The following is a 12,746-nucleotide window of genomic DNA, read 5'->3' on the forward strand; positions in this document are numbered from 1 at the left end:
AGATGGGGGAGATGGGGGAGATGGGGAAGAAAATACTTCCTTATCCCCCTCATCTTCCTTATCCCCGATCTTTACCAAGTGCTGCCAAACTTTTAAACTTTGCTGAAAATGACTTAAAGCGAGATTGATTCGATTGCTAACATAATCATCTAGACCGAAAACAAATTTTAAACTAGCGTGTAATTCTGGCTCTAAAGTAATACCGCGCTCTTGCAATTCTCCGATGGCAAACTGAAGTTCATCGCTATGTTCCCAGACTTGCTCAAGAGTGGAATAATTCTTCAGAACTTCAGATTTTTGCTGTTGTGCCCTATTGCTGGGCAAGACTGTGGCAAATAAAGAATCAGTTTCTTGTTGCAAAAATTGCAGCAGATGGGGAGTCGTCATTTCAAACCGAATCGGTGTCGCTGCCCAACTGGCGAAATCTGGTGCTAAACGGACTAATTTTTGCAATACTTCGTCATTTACCCATAAAACCAGAGGAAATGGATGGCGTTTGCGAAATTCATCCCGAATATGATTAATTGACCGCAGTAGGTCGTCAATTCCTTCGACTGCCTCTAAACCTAAGACCATCAATGCTGATGGCGGTCGATTTTCGGTCAGTAGTTGTAAATGAATATTCAGGTAAAGACTTCTAGCATTAGAAGGTAAAACAACTTTTTGAATGTGGTACGTTCCCATGATTTCTTCAAGTCTTTGCAGCATTTGCTCTTGCAAGACTCGATAATTGCAACATACCAAAACTACGGAGAATTGACTGCTAGAGAGAGCAATTGCTCTCCCCAAACTTCGTAAAGCGCGCTCGTTAGCTACTTTTATATCTGCTTGTGGGTGTCGTTCAACCATGATTGAAATTTTTGCGTTTCTTCTAAAATGGGGTTGACGGCAAACCAAGCTCCCTGGCGATCGCGGTATTCAAAGACAAATAAACTCCGCAATAGGGTATAGTATTCTATATCACCTCGGACTCTTTGCTGCTGCACCACTTGAAAGATTAATTCCCATTCGTGGGGGTCGATGGCGTTAGCTCGGTAGTCTCGCTGCCTTTGAATCACCAACTCAATACACTCCCGATCGAAGGGTGGATCTTGTTCCCGCAGACAGTCAAACAAAAGCCCTAGTAAATCCCGCACGTGACCACCACTAATTAGGCACAATCGGTCTAGTGTTTCCAAATTATCAAACACTTCTGTAATTAAGCCTAACCGATCGCTAGCAAAAACGTCAGGGAAAGCTCTAGCTAGCACCATTTGTCGCATCAATTCTAAGCCTGGGGTACAAACTTCGCCAGAACGCAGGCGCACGGGTATCATCGGTAAAACTTTCGGTGCTACTCCGCCCCCCAAACGATGTTGCAGTTCGGCGCTATCGTTGGAGAAAGTTAAAGCTAAGGGAATGGTATAGACTAGATGACAATTGAGTTTTCGTAACTGTTCGCCCCGCTCGATAAATAAGTATTCTGGTAGCGATCGCCCTGAAGGTAAAGGTCGAATTGCCACCCGATCTAAGTTATCAACAATTACTACTAATCCTTTTTTACCTAAAGCTTTCAGTTCCTTGTTGGCACGTTCTAGCAGTTCTTTATTAATTGACTGCAAAATATTTTGGGTGCGCGGTTCTAAATAGTCTCTTAAGCGTCGCCGTAATTGCGGACTTTCTTTTGTTTTGGCTGTAATTTTGGCAATGCCAACAGACAACTCTGCTTCTACACCAAGTTCAATTGGGGTTTGGAGAAAATCCACAATCTCAGAAAATAACTTAGTGAAGTAGCGGGGCTTGAGCCGGATTTTCATTGCTTCTAAGCTTTCGCTTACTTGTCCAGCGATCGCTAATAAAATATCAGTCACATCCACATCTGCCATTTCTAGGACATGAGTAGACTCGAAGTAAACTACATGAAATTGTTGCTCTTCTAACTCGGCTTGCAATCGTAATAATTCTGTTGATTTGCCACAGCCGAGATGTCCTGTAAATAATTGACAGGTGGGTGCATCTGGAGAAATGCGGGCGATCGTCCGCTGGAGAGCCTCAATAATTTTGCCACCCCGCACCGCCGCAAAATCGATATAGTATCGGCGATCGCGCAGATTTCCCATCATTAGAGGTCTGCTCGGATTACAAGCCTGATAAAATCTTTCTAAATCTAGGATCATAACTAGTCGAATTTATTCAGAGATGGGAATGACGAAATCTGCTGAAAAATATTTTTGTCTTGGAGAATTTTTGCTGGAGTTTCAGTACATCTCCATCAGATTACTAATTTAAATAGCAGCATTCCGGATAAATTTTCAGATATATTTTATCTGTCATAAGGCAATGTTAGCATTTATTAATTCAGCAAAAATACTACTACAAGTACAAATTGCCAAATTTCTAAATATAAAACAAAGTACTTTTATGAATATTAAAAATTATCCCATACAGCAAAAGCTACTTTTGCGTCCAATTGGGTTGGATTCTGGAATCTCAAGTTTCTTCGGCAGTCAGAATTAAAATCTGAAGCGATCGCCAGCCTTAGTAATAATTATGGTTATGTTCGCAAACTCAATGTCGTGTAGAAAAAATTGTCCGCAAAATGACTTCCTGTGCCGTGTGATTAAATAAATTATTTATCAACTCCACAAGACATAGAGATAAATCTGTTGTGTAAAAGCTGGCGCTAACTCCAACGTCTAAAAATAGTATTACTTCTCAATCTCTGCACATCCCATCCCGCAGGCAATCTTCGGTTTGGTCGTCTCTAGCCGATATATACCACGGCGCTATGCGCGACTGAGCATTTGTGCTGTAAGTAACTATAGAAAGTGGGTTTAGGAAACTTTGCACGTTGCTATAAGCAAAGTCGAGCTTGGCATTGTGTAGATAAACAGGCAATGCCATCAAGCCAATGCAAATTGTCCTATTCATACAAACCTCAGCGAAAAATTTCCGATTGCGCTATGTTATGGATGCTACCTTGATGAACCGGAGTTTAAAAACTGAGCATTGTATGTTGATGTTGCGTCAATTTATTCAATGCTACTAATCGCAGAGACGTAATTTCCCAAGTATCGGTTCCACCTGTTTTTCAGGTAGCCATTGCCCACAAGATAGTCTCTCACTAACTTATGCAGATGCGCTCCTAAAAATCAGGAAAAAATCTCCCAGCAGTTCAAAACCTATTTTGGTAGGAGAGTACAGAGAACAACGCCTAACAATTTATTGTTGGAGTTTCCTTTGTAGTTGCTTCCCCAGATAAAATAGTTAACAAATGTTGCCTACTAGCTGACTCATGACACCACAAGATGTAGACGCTGTAACCGCTCCTGATATAGACGTGGAAGGATATGGTAACTCACAAACCGATCCTCTCGATGAGTTACCAGGAGAGGTGGAAATGTCTCTTTTCGATCACCTGGAAGAGTTGCGACAGCGGATTTTTTATTCGCTGATTGCTGTAGCAGTGGGTGTTATTGGCTGTTTTTTTGCCGTCAAGCCTATTGTCCAGCTATTGGAAGTCCCAGCTCAAGGAGTAAAATTTCTCCAGTTAGCTCCTGGAGAATATTTCTTTGTCTCCCTGAAAGTTGCAGCTTACAGCGGCTTAGTACTTTCTAGTCCCTTCATCCTTTATCAAATTATTCAGTTTGTTCTCCCTGGGCTGACTCGCCGCGAACGTCGCTTGCTGGGGCCTGTGGTTTTGGGGTCGAGCGTGTTGTTTGCAGTCGGGTTAGTATTTGCCTACTTGCTCCTTATCCCCGCAGCTTTGAAATTTTTCATCAGTTATGGAGCAGATGTAGTAGAACAATTGTGGTCGATTGATAAATATTTTGAATTTGTGCTGTTGTTGTTATTCAGTACTGGTCTAGCATTTCAAATTCCGATTATTCAACTGCTGCTTGGTAATTTAGGAATTGTCTCTTCAGAAAAAATGCTGGCTGGTTGGCGTTTCGTAATTATGGGAGCGGTGGTTTTAGGAGCTGTTCTTACACCTTCTACTGACCCTCTCACCCAAAGTCTTTTAGCAGGTGCAGTGCTAGGACTGTACTTCGGTGGTGTTGGTTTGGTTAAGCTCACAGGCAAATGATGCAAATAATGGTGAACTCTACAAATATTATTCCTTGGGTATTAGCAATAATCACAAGGCTTTAGAGGTTCTAGAAAAAGCTGCGAAATTAAATTTTGAGTTGAGAAATAAAACGTTATGTCAATTAATAGAACAAGCGATTAAAAATATTCGGTATTTAAATTTATTTAAATATTATTTTTAAATATAAAAACTGACTGAAAATATTTATTTGTCAGCAGTCATTGCTACTAGTTGGACAAGATTTAGGTTATAATATCCATTCTGAAGAGCGATCGCCCAAGTCTAAAGGTATACTGACAGCTTTACCAAGTCGGGGGCGATCGCGTGTTTGTGTAATAAAAGTTTGTACTTGGACTGCTCCACCCAAGGCATGAAGATAATTAGCCACGGTATCAAGATGTGCTTGGTACTCCTCTTCACTCAAGGGAAAAGAAGCTTGCTCTAAGTACTTCCACATGATTTGTAAAAATATCTTGCCCTGTGTGCGCCGAAACTGCACATCATAAGAATGTCCCCACTTCTCAAGCAACAGTTGACGTAATTCCTGTCCTGTCATAGCTTTTCTCAATTAGATTTTACATTTAGTTATGATGTTAAGTTCCGTAACTCAAGTATGATAGGGATATAAAGAAATGTAATGCTAACAAACAGGATGCTAAAAGTGTCTTGGACAGAGAAGTTTGGCATCGTTGCAGGCGTTAGCATTTCGACTCAGACAGGGGTCGAGCAAGTACTCGTACTCTTGTCAGAATGCTTAACAAAATACACAAAGAGCGCGTAGACTATGGCTCAATTTTCTGAATCAGCAGACGTGCCCGATATGGGTCGTCGTCAGTTCATGAATCTGCTCACATTTGGGACTGTCACTGGAGTAGCTCTGGGTGCATTGTATCCCGTTGTCAAGTACTTTATTCCACCAGCTAGCGGTGGCGCTGGCGGTGGTATAACGGCAAAAGACGAGCTGGGTAACGATGTTAGCCTCAGTAAATTCTTAGAAAACCGTAACCAAGGCGATCGCACCCTAGTTCAGGGACTAAAGGGCGACCCCACCTATATTGTGGTGGAAAGCAAAGAGGCAATTGCTGATTACGGCATCAATGCTATCTGTACCCATTTAGGTTGTGTTGTGCCTTGGAATGTGGCTGAAAACAAGTTTAAATGTCCTTGTCACGGTTCCCAGTACGATGCCACTGGTAAGGTTGTTCGAGGCCCAGCACCATTGTCTTTGGCTTTAGCCCATGCCAATGTCAACGAGGACAAAATCGTTTTGACTCCTTGGACTGAAACCGACTTCCGCACTGGCGAAAATCCTTGGTGGGCTTAATGAGTGCTGAGTAGAGACGCGATTATACTCTTACGAGCGTCTACGCGTCTGTACAAGGGAGTTCAGAGTGAGGAAAGTTATTTTTCTTCAAAACTTCTGCCCTTCGGGTTCAGCAGTTGCTCATGGGGGAAACCCCCAAGACCGCACTGCTTCACCTCCTGCCTTCTGCCTCCTGCCTCCTAACTACTACTAACTAATTCATCAGAGAATTGTTGTCCTTATAGAGATGAGTAATGCCTGTACAACAGCGAGGTTAACTCGCAGTGCTAGGGCGATGATAAAAACATTGCTCGTAGCGATCGCTACCGTGACATTTTTCTTCACCAGCGATATAGCCCTTCCCCAATCTGCTGCTGCCTATCCTTTTTGGGCACAGCAAACCTACCCTGAAACTCCCCGCGAACCAACCGGACGGATTGTTTGCGCCAACTGCCACCTTGCAGCCAAGCCTACAGAAGTAGAAGTTCCTCAATCGGTGCTGCCTGACACTGTATTTAAAGCTGTGGTAAAAATTCCCTACGATACCAGCTTGCAGCAGGTTGGTGCTGATGGTTCTAAAGCTGGCTTGAACGTGGGTGCTGTGCTGATGTTGCCTGAAGGCTTCAAGATTGCACCTGAAGACCGCATTTCTGAAGAACTAAAAGAAGAAGTCGGCGATACTTTCTTCCAACCCTACAGCGAAGACAAAGAAAACGTCGTCATCGTCGGGCCTCTACCTGGCGAACAGTATCAGGAAATTGTCTTTCCAGTTCTTTCTCCCAACCCTGCAACTGATAAAAACATCCACTTCGGTAAATATTCAGTTCACGTAGGTGGAAACCGGGGACGCGGACAAGTCTATCCCACAGGTGAAAAGAGCAACAACTCAGTTTACAACGCTTCCGCAACTGGCACGATTAGCAAGATTGCCAAAGAGGAAGATGGAGACGGTAACGTTAAATATGTTGTGAGCATTAAAACCGACTCTGGTGAAGTTGTTTCCGATACGATTCCTTCCGGGCCAGAATTAATTGTTTCTGAAGGACAAGAAGTAAAATCTGGTGACGCTTTGACCAACAATCCCAACGTTGGTGGATTCGGTCAAAAAGATGCAGAAATCGTATTGCAAGATGCTGGCCGAGTCAGATGGTTGATTGCATTCATCTGTCTTGTAATGTTAGCTCAAGTTATGCTAGTGCTGAAGAAGAAGCAAGTTGAGAAAGTCCAAGCTGCTGAGATGAATTTTTAAAATCTCTGCTAAATAATGAATTGTAGGACAGGCATCTAGCCTGTCTTTTTTTTGTTGTTGATATGTTATAACAATAGTTATAACTCAACATTTAGATATTGTAATGGCTGACAAAATTTATCCCATAACTCATGCAAAGGTAGGAAACCAAGATGGTTTTCGCTTACCACGTGCATTCTCTAAAGATTATCCTCATTTAGCAAATGCTTCAGGTTACATTGAAGTAATATCTGAAAACACATTTTTAGTTCGATTAGAAACTGAGAATGTTGATGAAGCTGATGAAGTAGAGAGCATAATGATGAGTTTATTTCTTGATTTTTTAATGAAGGATGCTATGCATAATCCATCTGAGCTTGTTGCTTATACTCAAGAAATGAGTGATGAAATAGATGATTTACTCGCTGACGTAGTTATAGATTAGTGACTGCATTCACCTGTAATGGATGGCAAATTTTTTTCTACCCTTTGTTTAACGAACAATGGTTAGAATTGCGTCATAAAGTTCGTAATTTAAAAAATGAATTATCTAAAGAAGAATTTATTAAACACCCAGATGCGAAGTTACTAAAAGCTTTAAATATTGGTATTAAAGAAAAAATTCCTCAAGACCCTTTTGCTTCTTACTTTTTTTTACAAAAACCTTTGCACAAGTATGGCCGTCTAAAAAAAATGGGACTACCAGAGCGATATCGATTATTTTTTAGAGCCTTCAAAGAGCAAAAAATTATTATTATTCTTTGGTTAGGCTATCCTCGCAAAGAAGGAGATAAAAAAGATTGTTATCAAGTTTTTACAAAAAAAGTAGAAAATGGGGAGTTGCCAGAAAGTATAGATGAATTGCTTGCAGAATGCGAGATATGAGTAATGTTTTTGAAGCTATTATATGTCCGATTGATTTTACCATAACTGAAAATCTACTTACAAAAAGTTCTTCCGAGCTAAAGTTAGAAGTTATAAAAATTAATGATACTCTCTCCGTTATTTATCGAATTGAAGAAAACAGACATAAACTAATCTTCTCTCAGCAAATAGAGTACTTAGCTAGCAAATTATCATTAGAAATTACTGCTGTTCTTGTAGTGCGTTATGACTCTAGAATTGGACATCGGTCATCAATTATGTTCGCGGAAGGATTAGCGATATATTCATTTGATGCAAATGATGAAATTTGGGTTTTGTTAAATGAAGAAGGAAACCCTTTAATTGATGGACAAAAATTTTCCATCAATTCAATGAACGATGATGAAGAATATGAAACTATTTATGATGCAATTCAATTAGGATTTCAAGTTCTTGGATTAGATAATTATAATGAAGTTTATTCGTTCATTATATCTAATTGACAAGAAATTTTTACATAATAAATTAACCGAACAATTCAAATGTTAAATTAAACCTATCCTGAGTTGAAGTATTGCACATGACAGCCTCAGTAGAATATATCCCCATTACTCCAATTGAATATCCGGATGAGGACGGGAAGCCAATGGCTGAAGGTGATTTACAGCGCAAGTGTCTGGTATATGCTACCACTGTGCTAGAAATTTATTTTCAAAACTGCCCAGATGTGTATGTGGCGGGTAATTTATTTATCTATTACGAAGAAGGTAATCCGGAGTCAGTTGTCGCACCAGATGTATTTGTGGTGTTTGAAGTAGAAAACCGCGATCGACGTTCTTATAAAACCTGGGAAGAAAACAATAAAACCCCAGATTTTGTCCTAGAAATTACTTCAAAAACCACCCGCAGTAAAGACCAAGGAGCAAAAAAAGGAATTTACGCATTTCTAGGAGTACAAGAATATTTCCAATATGACCCCACAGGCGATTATCTTAATCCTCAACTCCAAGGTTTACGCTTAGTCGATGGCAATTATTTCCCAGTTGGAACCAGTACGCAACCAGATAGTAAAGTTTCCTTACTTAGTGAAGTTTTAGGGCTAGAGTTGCGACTAGAGGCGGGAAAATTACGCTTTTACGACCCAGCGACGGGTCAAACACTCTTAAGCCATGAAGAGGAAGCAGCCGCACGACTTTCAGTAGAAGAGAAAGCGCAAAGATTAGCAGCTAAACTTCGAGAATTAAATATTGACCCAGATAACCTTTAGCAAATTCATAAAAAAGGTTTATTTTAACTTGTTTAACTTTTTAAAAATCCGCCCAACGGTCTTGGGGTAGAAAAGATCGCTCTACCGGAAGTGGCGAAACTGGTTGTGTAAGGCTAAATTTACCCGCTTCAATCCACTGTTTTAACTCTATGGCGATTTGCCGAGAAAAAAACATACTTGCAAGGGGTGCAGCCCGTACAGTTTTGCCTTCAATAGTCACACGCCCGGATTTTAATTGAGCATAACTAACTAACCCAAACGTGGGACGGACGCGCCGAGGAATGGAAAAGTCTACTATCGGGGCTACTAAATCTTTGTCTTGGACTGCACAGTGTTCCACTACTTGTTCGTTTAATACGGGAAAAGGGACACCCACGCCTAACATCAACGAAGGCCCATAACTTTTAAAATAACAACCCCGCACCCAACGAGCATCCATTTGCTTGGCATCACCAATCAAAGCTAAAGTAGCAGCCGGGCCAATTGGTGTGCGATTAGCTAATCGCTTTTGTAAAGGGAAGTGCTGAGTACCTTCCCAAGCCACATAACCAATACCGCCGCCTAAGAAAATTCGCGTACCAATACCAATGAGTTGCAAATCGGGGTCGTTGAGTAGCGGAGAAATAGCACCGGGGTTAGAGTAAACTGCATTTCCTAAACGCGGTTGTAAAGGGCCGAGATAAGTAAAAAGTGGGCGATCGCCTCCATTCACTCCTACAATAAAATTTTGGTAAAGATTGCGCGGATTGAATAAATAAAACTGATTTATCGTGTCACAGGTAACTGTAGTTTCAAAAGTTGCCCGTGGGTAACAGTCTGTTACTTGTCCTTGCGCTCTTATGTGTACGGGCTTGCCTGCGATTAAATCTTCTATAACATGTCCGCCGCCACGTTCTCGGACTTCTTCACCATCTATTACCTCTACAGCACAACTAGCACCTAAGTATAAATCTACAGCTCCAAAACCAGTATACGCTGGTACGCCATCGATCCAGCAACGGCGAATTTTAATCGGCGGGTCAGTGTGTCCGAGATTGATAATTGCACCACTTGATTCCATCGGCTCAAAAGTGCCAGTGGTAATTACGTCAACTTCTTTGGCAACTTTGGTAGCACCGACTTCTACAACTCGTGCTTTTAATTCTTCAACTGTCAATACGACTGCACGTTGGCGGCTGATTTTTTCGTTAATTTCCGCAATTGTTCGCATTTTAAATGTAGCGGATTATTATTTTTGTTCGACTTTTTAGTTTAGTTATTCTGTGTAGTAAGAATCATATTGATAGTTTTTTGCTCATTTATCCCGATAATTCTGAAAACCTACTCCACACAGTTTGAGATTGAAATGCTAATTCTTTTGTGGCTATTCGTGAAAAAACTACATAGCAATATATCCTCCAGCTGCAAAAACTTGTTGTGCCGTTAGTTGTAAATTGGGAAAGCTTGAGGAAACAAGTTGCTCGTTATTTTGAAATAATTTTTTTTGATACTCGTCTTCTATCAGCGTGCAAATTGTGATTGTTGGCTGTTTGGGTTTGCCAATATATTCTCTGCCACCAATGCCTAGGTAATCGACAATCCAATACTCGCTCACACCTAACAGAGCGTAATCTTCAAACTTACGGGCATAGTCGTTTTGCCAGTTTGTACTAACGACTTCAGCAATTAATTTAATTGATTTTGCTGACGTAATTACAGGTTCTTGTTGCCAGAGTGGTTCATTTATTAGTTGAGTTCGATCCAGTACAATCACATCGGGACGAAAAGCTGTATTTGTTCCTAACAGTTTAATTAGACAGCGATGGGGGATAAAATAACATAGATCCTGACGGTCAATTTCTACATTTAATTTTCGTCCGATAAAAGCAGATACTTGCTCGTGTGGGCCTGTTGGTTCCATCTCAATCAATTCCCCATCTATTAGCTCATAGATTTCGCTGTCACCGTAGTGGGTGATGAATTCATCAATAGTTAGAATTTTTGGGACTGATTGAAACATTGTGGATGTTACAAAAACTTTTGAAGTCAAGGAAAGCTTTTAGAATTGGATAAAGCACTGTTTCCAGAGTATTAATATGTTGATTTTCTGTGACGAATCTTACTAAATTCAGGTTTGAAATTTTATTTGAGCCGCGTTTTTAATTACTACTAGCTGGTGGAGTTTCCTGCGGTTTGTCATTTTTTTGAGATTGACTATTAGCAGGTGAGTTTTGCTTATCTTCTAGAGTTGGTACTATCACAGCCGGAGGATCTGACCGTTTTGATTCCGCGGGTAGTGGGGCTGGTGGTATCAGCACGGGATTGGATTTCTTCACAGGTAGGGGCAAGGTAGAATCCTTTCTAGAAGAAGGCAAGGTATTTGCTGGTGATGGTGCAGGAGAAGGGCGGCGAGATGAACGGATAGCCCGTAGCTTGTCTACTAGCGATGGCGAAGGGGAAACACTTGGCGAAGGTGAGGGTTGTTCGATATTGCGGCGTGAAGATTCTGTTGAGTTGGGTGGCGAAGATTTTTCGGTAGAATTGCTGCTACTGGTATTTGGAGATTCTTCTCTATTAGAATAACTGCGCCTACTGCGCCGCCTAGAGGTTGAGGCAGATGTCGATTCATTTGGCGAGGAGGTTTGAGAGTCTTTGGCAGCGTTAGTCTCTTGACTCAGCGGTATAGGTGTAAAATCGACAGTAGGGTTTTTGCCAGCAGGCTCTGTTTTCTGTTGTTGAGAATGGGAAAATAAGTTAGTGATGCCAAAACCTGCTATGGCAGCAATAAAGGCGATACCCGTACCGACAAATATCTTAGAAGTTCGTAGTTTCTTACCAATTGCTGTGACATTCTTCAGCGGTGATGGCTTAGGAGTGGGGTTTGGAACAGTTACCTCAGATAACTTTTCTTGGTATTGCTGGGCAGATAAATCGATAGTTGGAACCATGTGAGTAGCTACAGCTTGAGGTGTAGCATTCACCCCTCCAGGTAGTAGTTGCAGCCACTCGGCGACTGTTGCGGGGCGAAAGCGCGACTCTACAGCCATACCACGCATTATCGCTTGGTTGACTGCTGCACTTAAATGGGGTTGCAGTTCGCGGGGAGAAGGCATTTTTTCGCGATCGCGCAACAATGCTGGCAAGGGAACTTGTGCTGTCAATAAAGCATATAATGTTGCTGCCAAACCATAAACATCGGTGGCTGGCGTGCGCGGTGCTTGCTTCAAGTACTGTTCGATTGGAGAATAGCCCTCAGAAACTAGACCTGTGTGAGTTTGCCTCACACCGCTGTTAAATTCTCTCGCAATACCAAAATCAATCAGTACTACTTCTTGAGTGCCCTGGCGAAGGATAATATTATCTGGTTTGACATCGCGGTGCAGCAAACCATTGTTGTGTACTACCTGCAATGCTGCCCCAATTTGCCGGATGTAATGAATTGCTGTTGCTTCTGGTAAAGGTATCGCTGGCAAAACAAAGGCATTTCCTAAAGTGTCCCCAGGAATATATTCCATCACCATGTAAGGCAGCCCATCTTCAATAAAAAAGTCGCTGACTCGGACAATATTCGGGTGGATACAAGTAGCTAATCGTCTGGCTTCATCTTGGAACTGACGCTCAAACTTGCCAAAATCGGGATGTTGGCGCAGCCGTTCGTTGATAGTTTTCATCACTACCTCTTGACCTAAGTAGTGATGAGTAGCTTTAAACGTGATGCCAAAGCCACCGCGCCCTATTTCCTGCATTAGGGTATATTTTCCACCCTGCAAAATTGTGCCTGCTAACATAGCGAGTTTTAAGTCCTGAGTCCTGAGTTCTGAGTGAGTAAATAAGTACTGATTCCTGAGTCTTCAGTGACTTCCAAACAACAAAGTCTTACCGGATATTTTATCTGCCTGTCTTCAGCGATCGCTTATTTATTAAATCTCCCAAAATCGAAATAACCTCTCAATTATCGCAACAGCTTTGTCTTTTTCATAATACAGTAGGTAGTGGAGAGGAGGGGCAGAGGGGCAGAGGGGCAGAGGGGTAGAGG

At 41.6% G+C, this 12,746-nt stretch carries 13 protein-coding genes and 1 pseudogene; 7 read left to right on the top strand and 7 right to left on the bottom strand.

The window, feature by feature from the left end:
• The 3 genes and pseudogenes from I8752_RS19290 to I8752_RS19300 all read right to left on the bottom strand — a co-directional run.
• A pseudogene (locus I8752_RS19290) lies at window positions 1-849 on the bottom strand (hypothetical protein); the annotation flags it as partial.
• Window positions 819-2,156, bottom strand: coding sequence for a P-loop NTPase fold protein (locus tag I8752_RS19295; protein WP_214433913.1), 1,338 nt, complete (start codon window positions 2,154-2,156; stop codon window positions 819-821). The gene I8752_RS19295 and the pseudogene I8752_RS19290, both read right to left, overlap by 31 nt.
• Before the next feature lie 538 nt (window positions 2,157-2,694).
• Complete coding sequence (locus I8752_RS19300; protein WP_214433914.1) at window positions 2,695-2,910, bottom strand: hypothetical protein; 216 nt, start codon at window positions 2,908-2,910, stop codon at window positions 2,695-2,697.
• Window positions 2,911-3,274: 364 nt separating this feature from the next.
• On the opposite strand from I8752_RS19300, the gene tatC reads away from it, so the two are divergent.
• The gene (gene tatC, locus I8752_RS19305; protein WP_214433915.1) at window positions 3,275-4,066 is read left to right on the top strand and encodes a twin-arginine translocase subunit TatC; all 792 of its coding nucleotides are present in this window, start codon (window positions 3,275-3,277) and stop codon (window positions 4,064-4,066) included.
• Window positions 4,067-4,316: 250 nt separating this feature from the next.
• Here the strand turns inward: tatC and I8752_RS19310 are convergent, their stop codons facing one another.
• Window positions 4,317-4,625, bottom strand: a complete 309-nt coding sequence (locus tag I8752_RS19310; RefSeq protein ID WP_214433916.1) for a DUF3067 family protein — start codon at window positions 4,623-4,625, stop codon at window positions 4,317-4,319.
• Between the two features lie 228 nt (window positions 4,626-4,853).
• On the opposite strand from I8752_RS19310, the gene petC reads away from it, so the two are divergent.
• The 6 genes from petC (at window position 4,854) to I8752_RS19340 (ending at window position 8,731) form a co-directional block, all read left to right on the top strand.
• Window positions 4,854-5,393: a cytochrome b6-f complex iron-sulfur subunit gene (gene petC, locus I8752_RS19315; protein ID WP_214433917.1), complete on the top strand. Its 540-nt coding sequence runs from the start codon at window positions 4,854-4,856 to the stop codon at window positions 5,391-5,393.
• Between the two features lie 226 nt (window positions 5,394-5,619).
• Entirely contained in the window at window positions 5,620-6,621 is a 1,002-nt protein-coding gene (gene petA / locus I8752_RS19320; RefSeq protein ID WP_214433918.1) for a cytochrome f, read from the top strand.
• Between the two features lie 103 nt (window positions 6,622-6,724).
• Entirely contained in the window at window positions 6,725-7,045 is a 321-nt protein-coding gene (locus I8752_RS19325; RefSeq protein WP_214433919.1) for a hypothetical protein, read from the top strand.
• Window positions 7,045-7,485: a type II toxin-antitoxin system YhaV family toxin gene (locus I8752_RS19330; RefSeq protein WP_214433920.1), complete on the top strand. Its 441-nt coding sequence runs from the start codon at window positions 7,045-7,047 to the stop codon at window positions 7,483-7,485. Before I8752_RS19325 ends, I8752_RS19330 begins: the two co-directional genes overlap by 1 nt.
• Window positions 7,482-7,967 carry a hypothetical protein gene (locus I8752_RS19335; protein WP_214433921.1) on the top strand — a complete coding sequence of 162 codons (486 nt, stop codon included), beginning with the start codon at window positions 7,482-7,484 and terminating at the stop codon, window positions 7,965-7,967. Before I8752_RS19330 ends, I8752_RS19335 begins: the two co-directional genes overlap by 4 nt.
• Window positions 7,968-8,044: 77 nt before the next feature.
• On the top strand, window positions 8,045-8,731 hold the full coding sequence (locus tag I8752_RS19340) for a Uma2 family endonuclease (RefSeq protein ID WP_214433922.1): 687 nt from the start codon (window positions 8,045-8,047) through the stop codon (window positions 8,729-8,731).
• 40 nt (window positions 8,732-8,771) lie between these two features.
• Here the strand turns inward: I8752_RS19340 and I8752_RS19345 are convergent, their stop codons facing one another.
• The 3 genes from I8752_RS19345 to I8752_RS19355 form a co-directional block, all read right to left on the bottom strand.
• Window positions 8,772-9,941, bottom strand: a complete 1,170-nt coding sequence (locus I8752_RS19345; RefSeq protein WP_214433923.1) for a homocysteine biosynthesis protein — start codon at window positions 9,939-9,941, stop codon at window positions 8,772-8,774.
• Between the two features lie 168 nt (window positions 9,942-10,109).
• Window positions 10,110-10,730: a Uma2 family endonuclease gene (locus I8752_RS19350; RefSeq protein ID WP_214433924.1), complete on the bottom strand. Its 621-nt coding sequence runs from the start codon at window positions 10,728-10,730 to the stop codon at window positions 10,110-10,112.
• A gap of 139 nt (window positions 10,731-10,869) precedes the next feature.
• Complete coding sequence (locus I8752_RS19355) at window positions 10,870-12,498, bottom strand: serine/threonine protein kinase (protein WP_214433925.1); 1,629 nt, start codon at window positions 12,496-12,498, stop codon at window positions 10,870-10,872.
• Window positions 12,499-12,746: the final 248 nt, after the last annotated feature.

It is taken from the genome of Dendronalium phyllosphericum CENA369 (assembly GCF_016056275.1).
In the GTDB taxonomy this organism is placed as follows: Bacteria; Cyanobacteriota; Cyanobacteriia; order Cyanobacteriales; family Nostocaceae; genus Dendronalium; species Dendronalium phyllosphericum.

Excerpts from the sequence above, each read along its gene's own strand:
- I8752_RS19295 (WP_214433913.1), bottom strand. The coding sequence starts at position 2,156 with ATGATCCTAGATTTAGAAAGATTTTATCAGGCTTGTAATCCGAGCAGA.
- I8752_RS19300 (WP_214433914.1), bottom strand. The coding sequence starts at position 2,910 with ATGAATAGGACAATTTGCATTGGCTTGATGGCATTGCCTGTTTATCTA.
- tatC (WP_214433915.1), top strand. The coding sequence starts at position 3,275 with ATGACACCACAAGATGTAGACGCTGTAACCGCTCCTGATATAGACGTG.
- I8752_RS19310 (WP_214433916.1), bottom strand. The coding sequence starts at position 4,625 with ATGACAGGACAGGAATTACGTCAACTGTTGCTTGAGAAGTGGGGACAT.
- petC (WP_214433917.1), top strand. The coding sequence starts at position 4,854 with ATGGCTCAATTTTCTGAATCAGCAGACGTGCCCGATATGGGTCGTCGT.
- petA (WP_214433918.1), top strand. The coding sequence starts at position 5,620 with ATGAGTAATGCCTGTACAACAGCGAGGTTAACTCGCAGTGCTAGGGCG.
- I8752_RS19325 (WP_214433919.1), top strand. The coding sequence starts at position 6,725 with ATGGCTGACAAAATTTATCCCATAACTCATGCAAAGGTAGGAAACCAA.
- I8752_RS19335 (WP_214433921.1), top strand. The coding sequence starts at position 7,482 with ATGAGTAATGTTTTTGAAGCTATTATATGTCCGATTGATTTTACCATA.
- I8752_RS19340 (WP_214433922.1), top strand. The coding sequence starts at position 8,045 with ATGACAGCCTCAGTAGAATATATCCCCATTACTCCAATTGAATATCCG.
- I8752_RS19345 (WP_214433923.1), bottom strand. The coding sequence starts at position 9,941 with ATGCGAACAATTGCGGAAATTAACGAAAAAATCAGCCGCCAACGTGCA.
- I8752_RS19350 (WP_214433924.1), bottom strand. The coding sequence starts at position 10,730 with ATGTTTCAATCAGTCCCAAAAATTCTAACTATTGATGAATTCATCACC.
- I8752_RS19355 (WP_214433925.1), bottom strand. The coding sequence starts at position 12,498 with ATGTTAGCAGGCACAATTTTGCAGGGTGGAAAATATACCCTAATGCAG.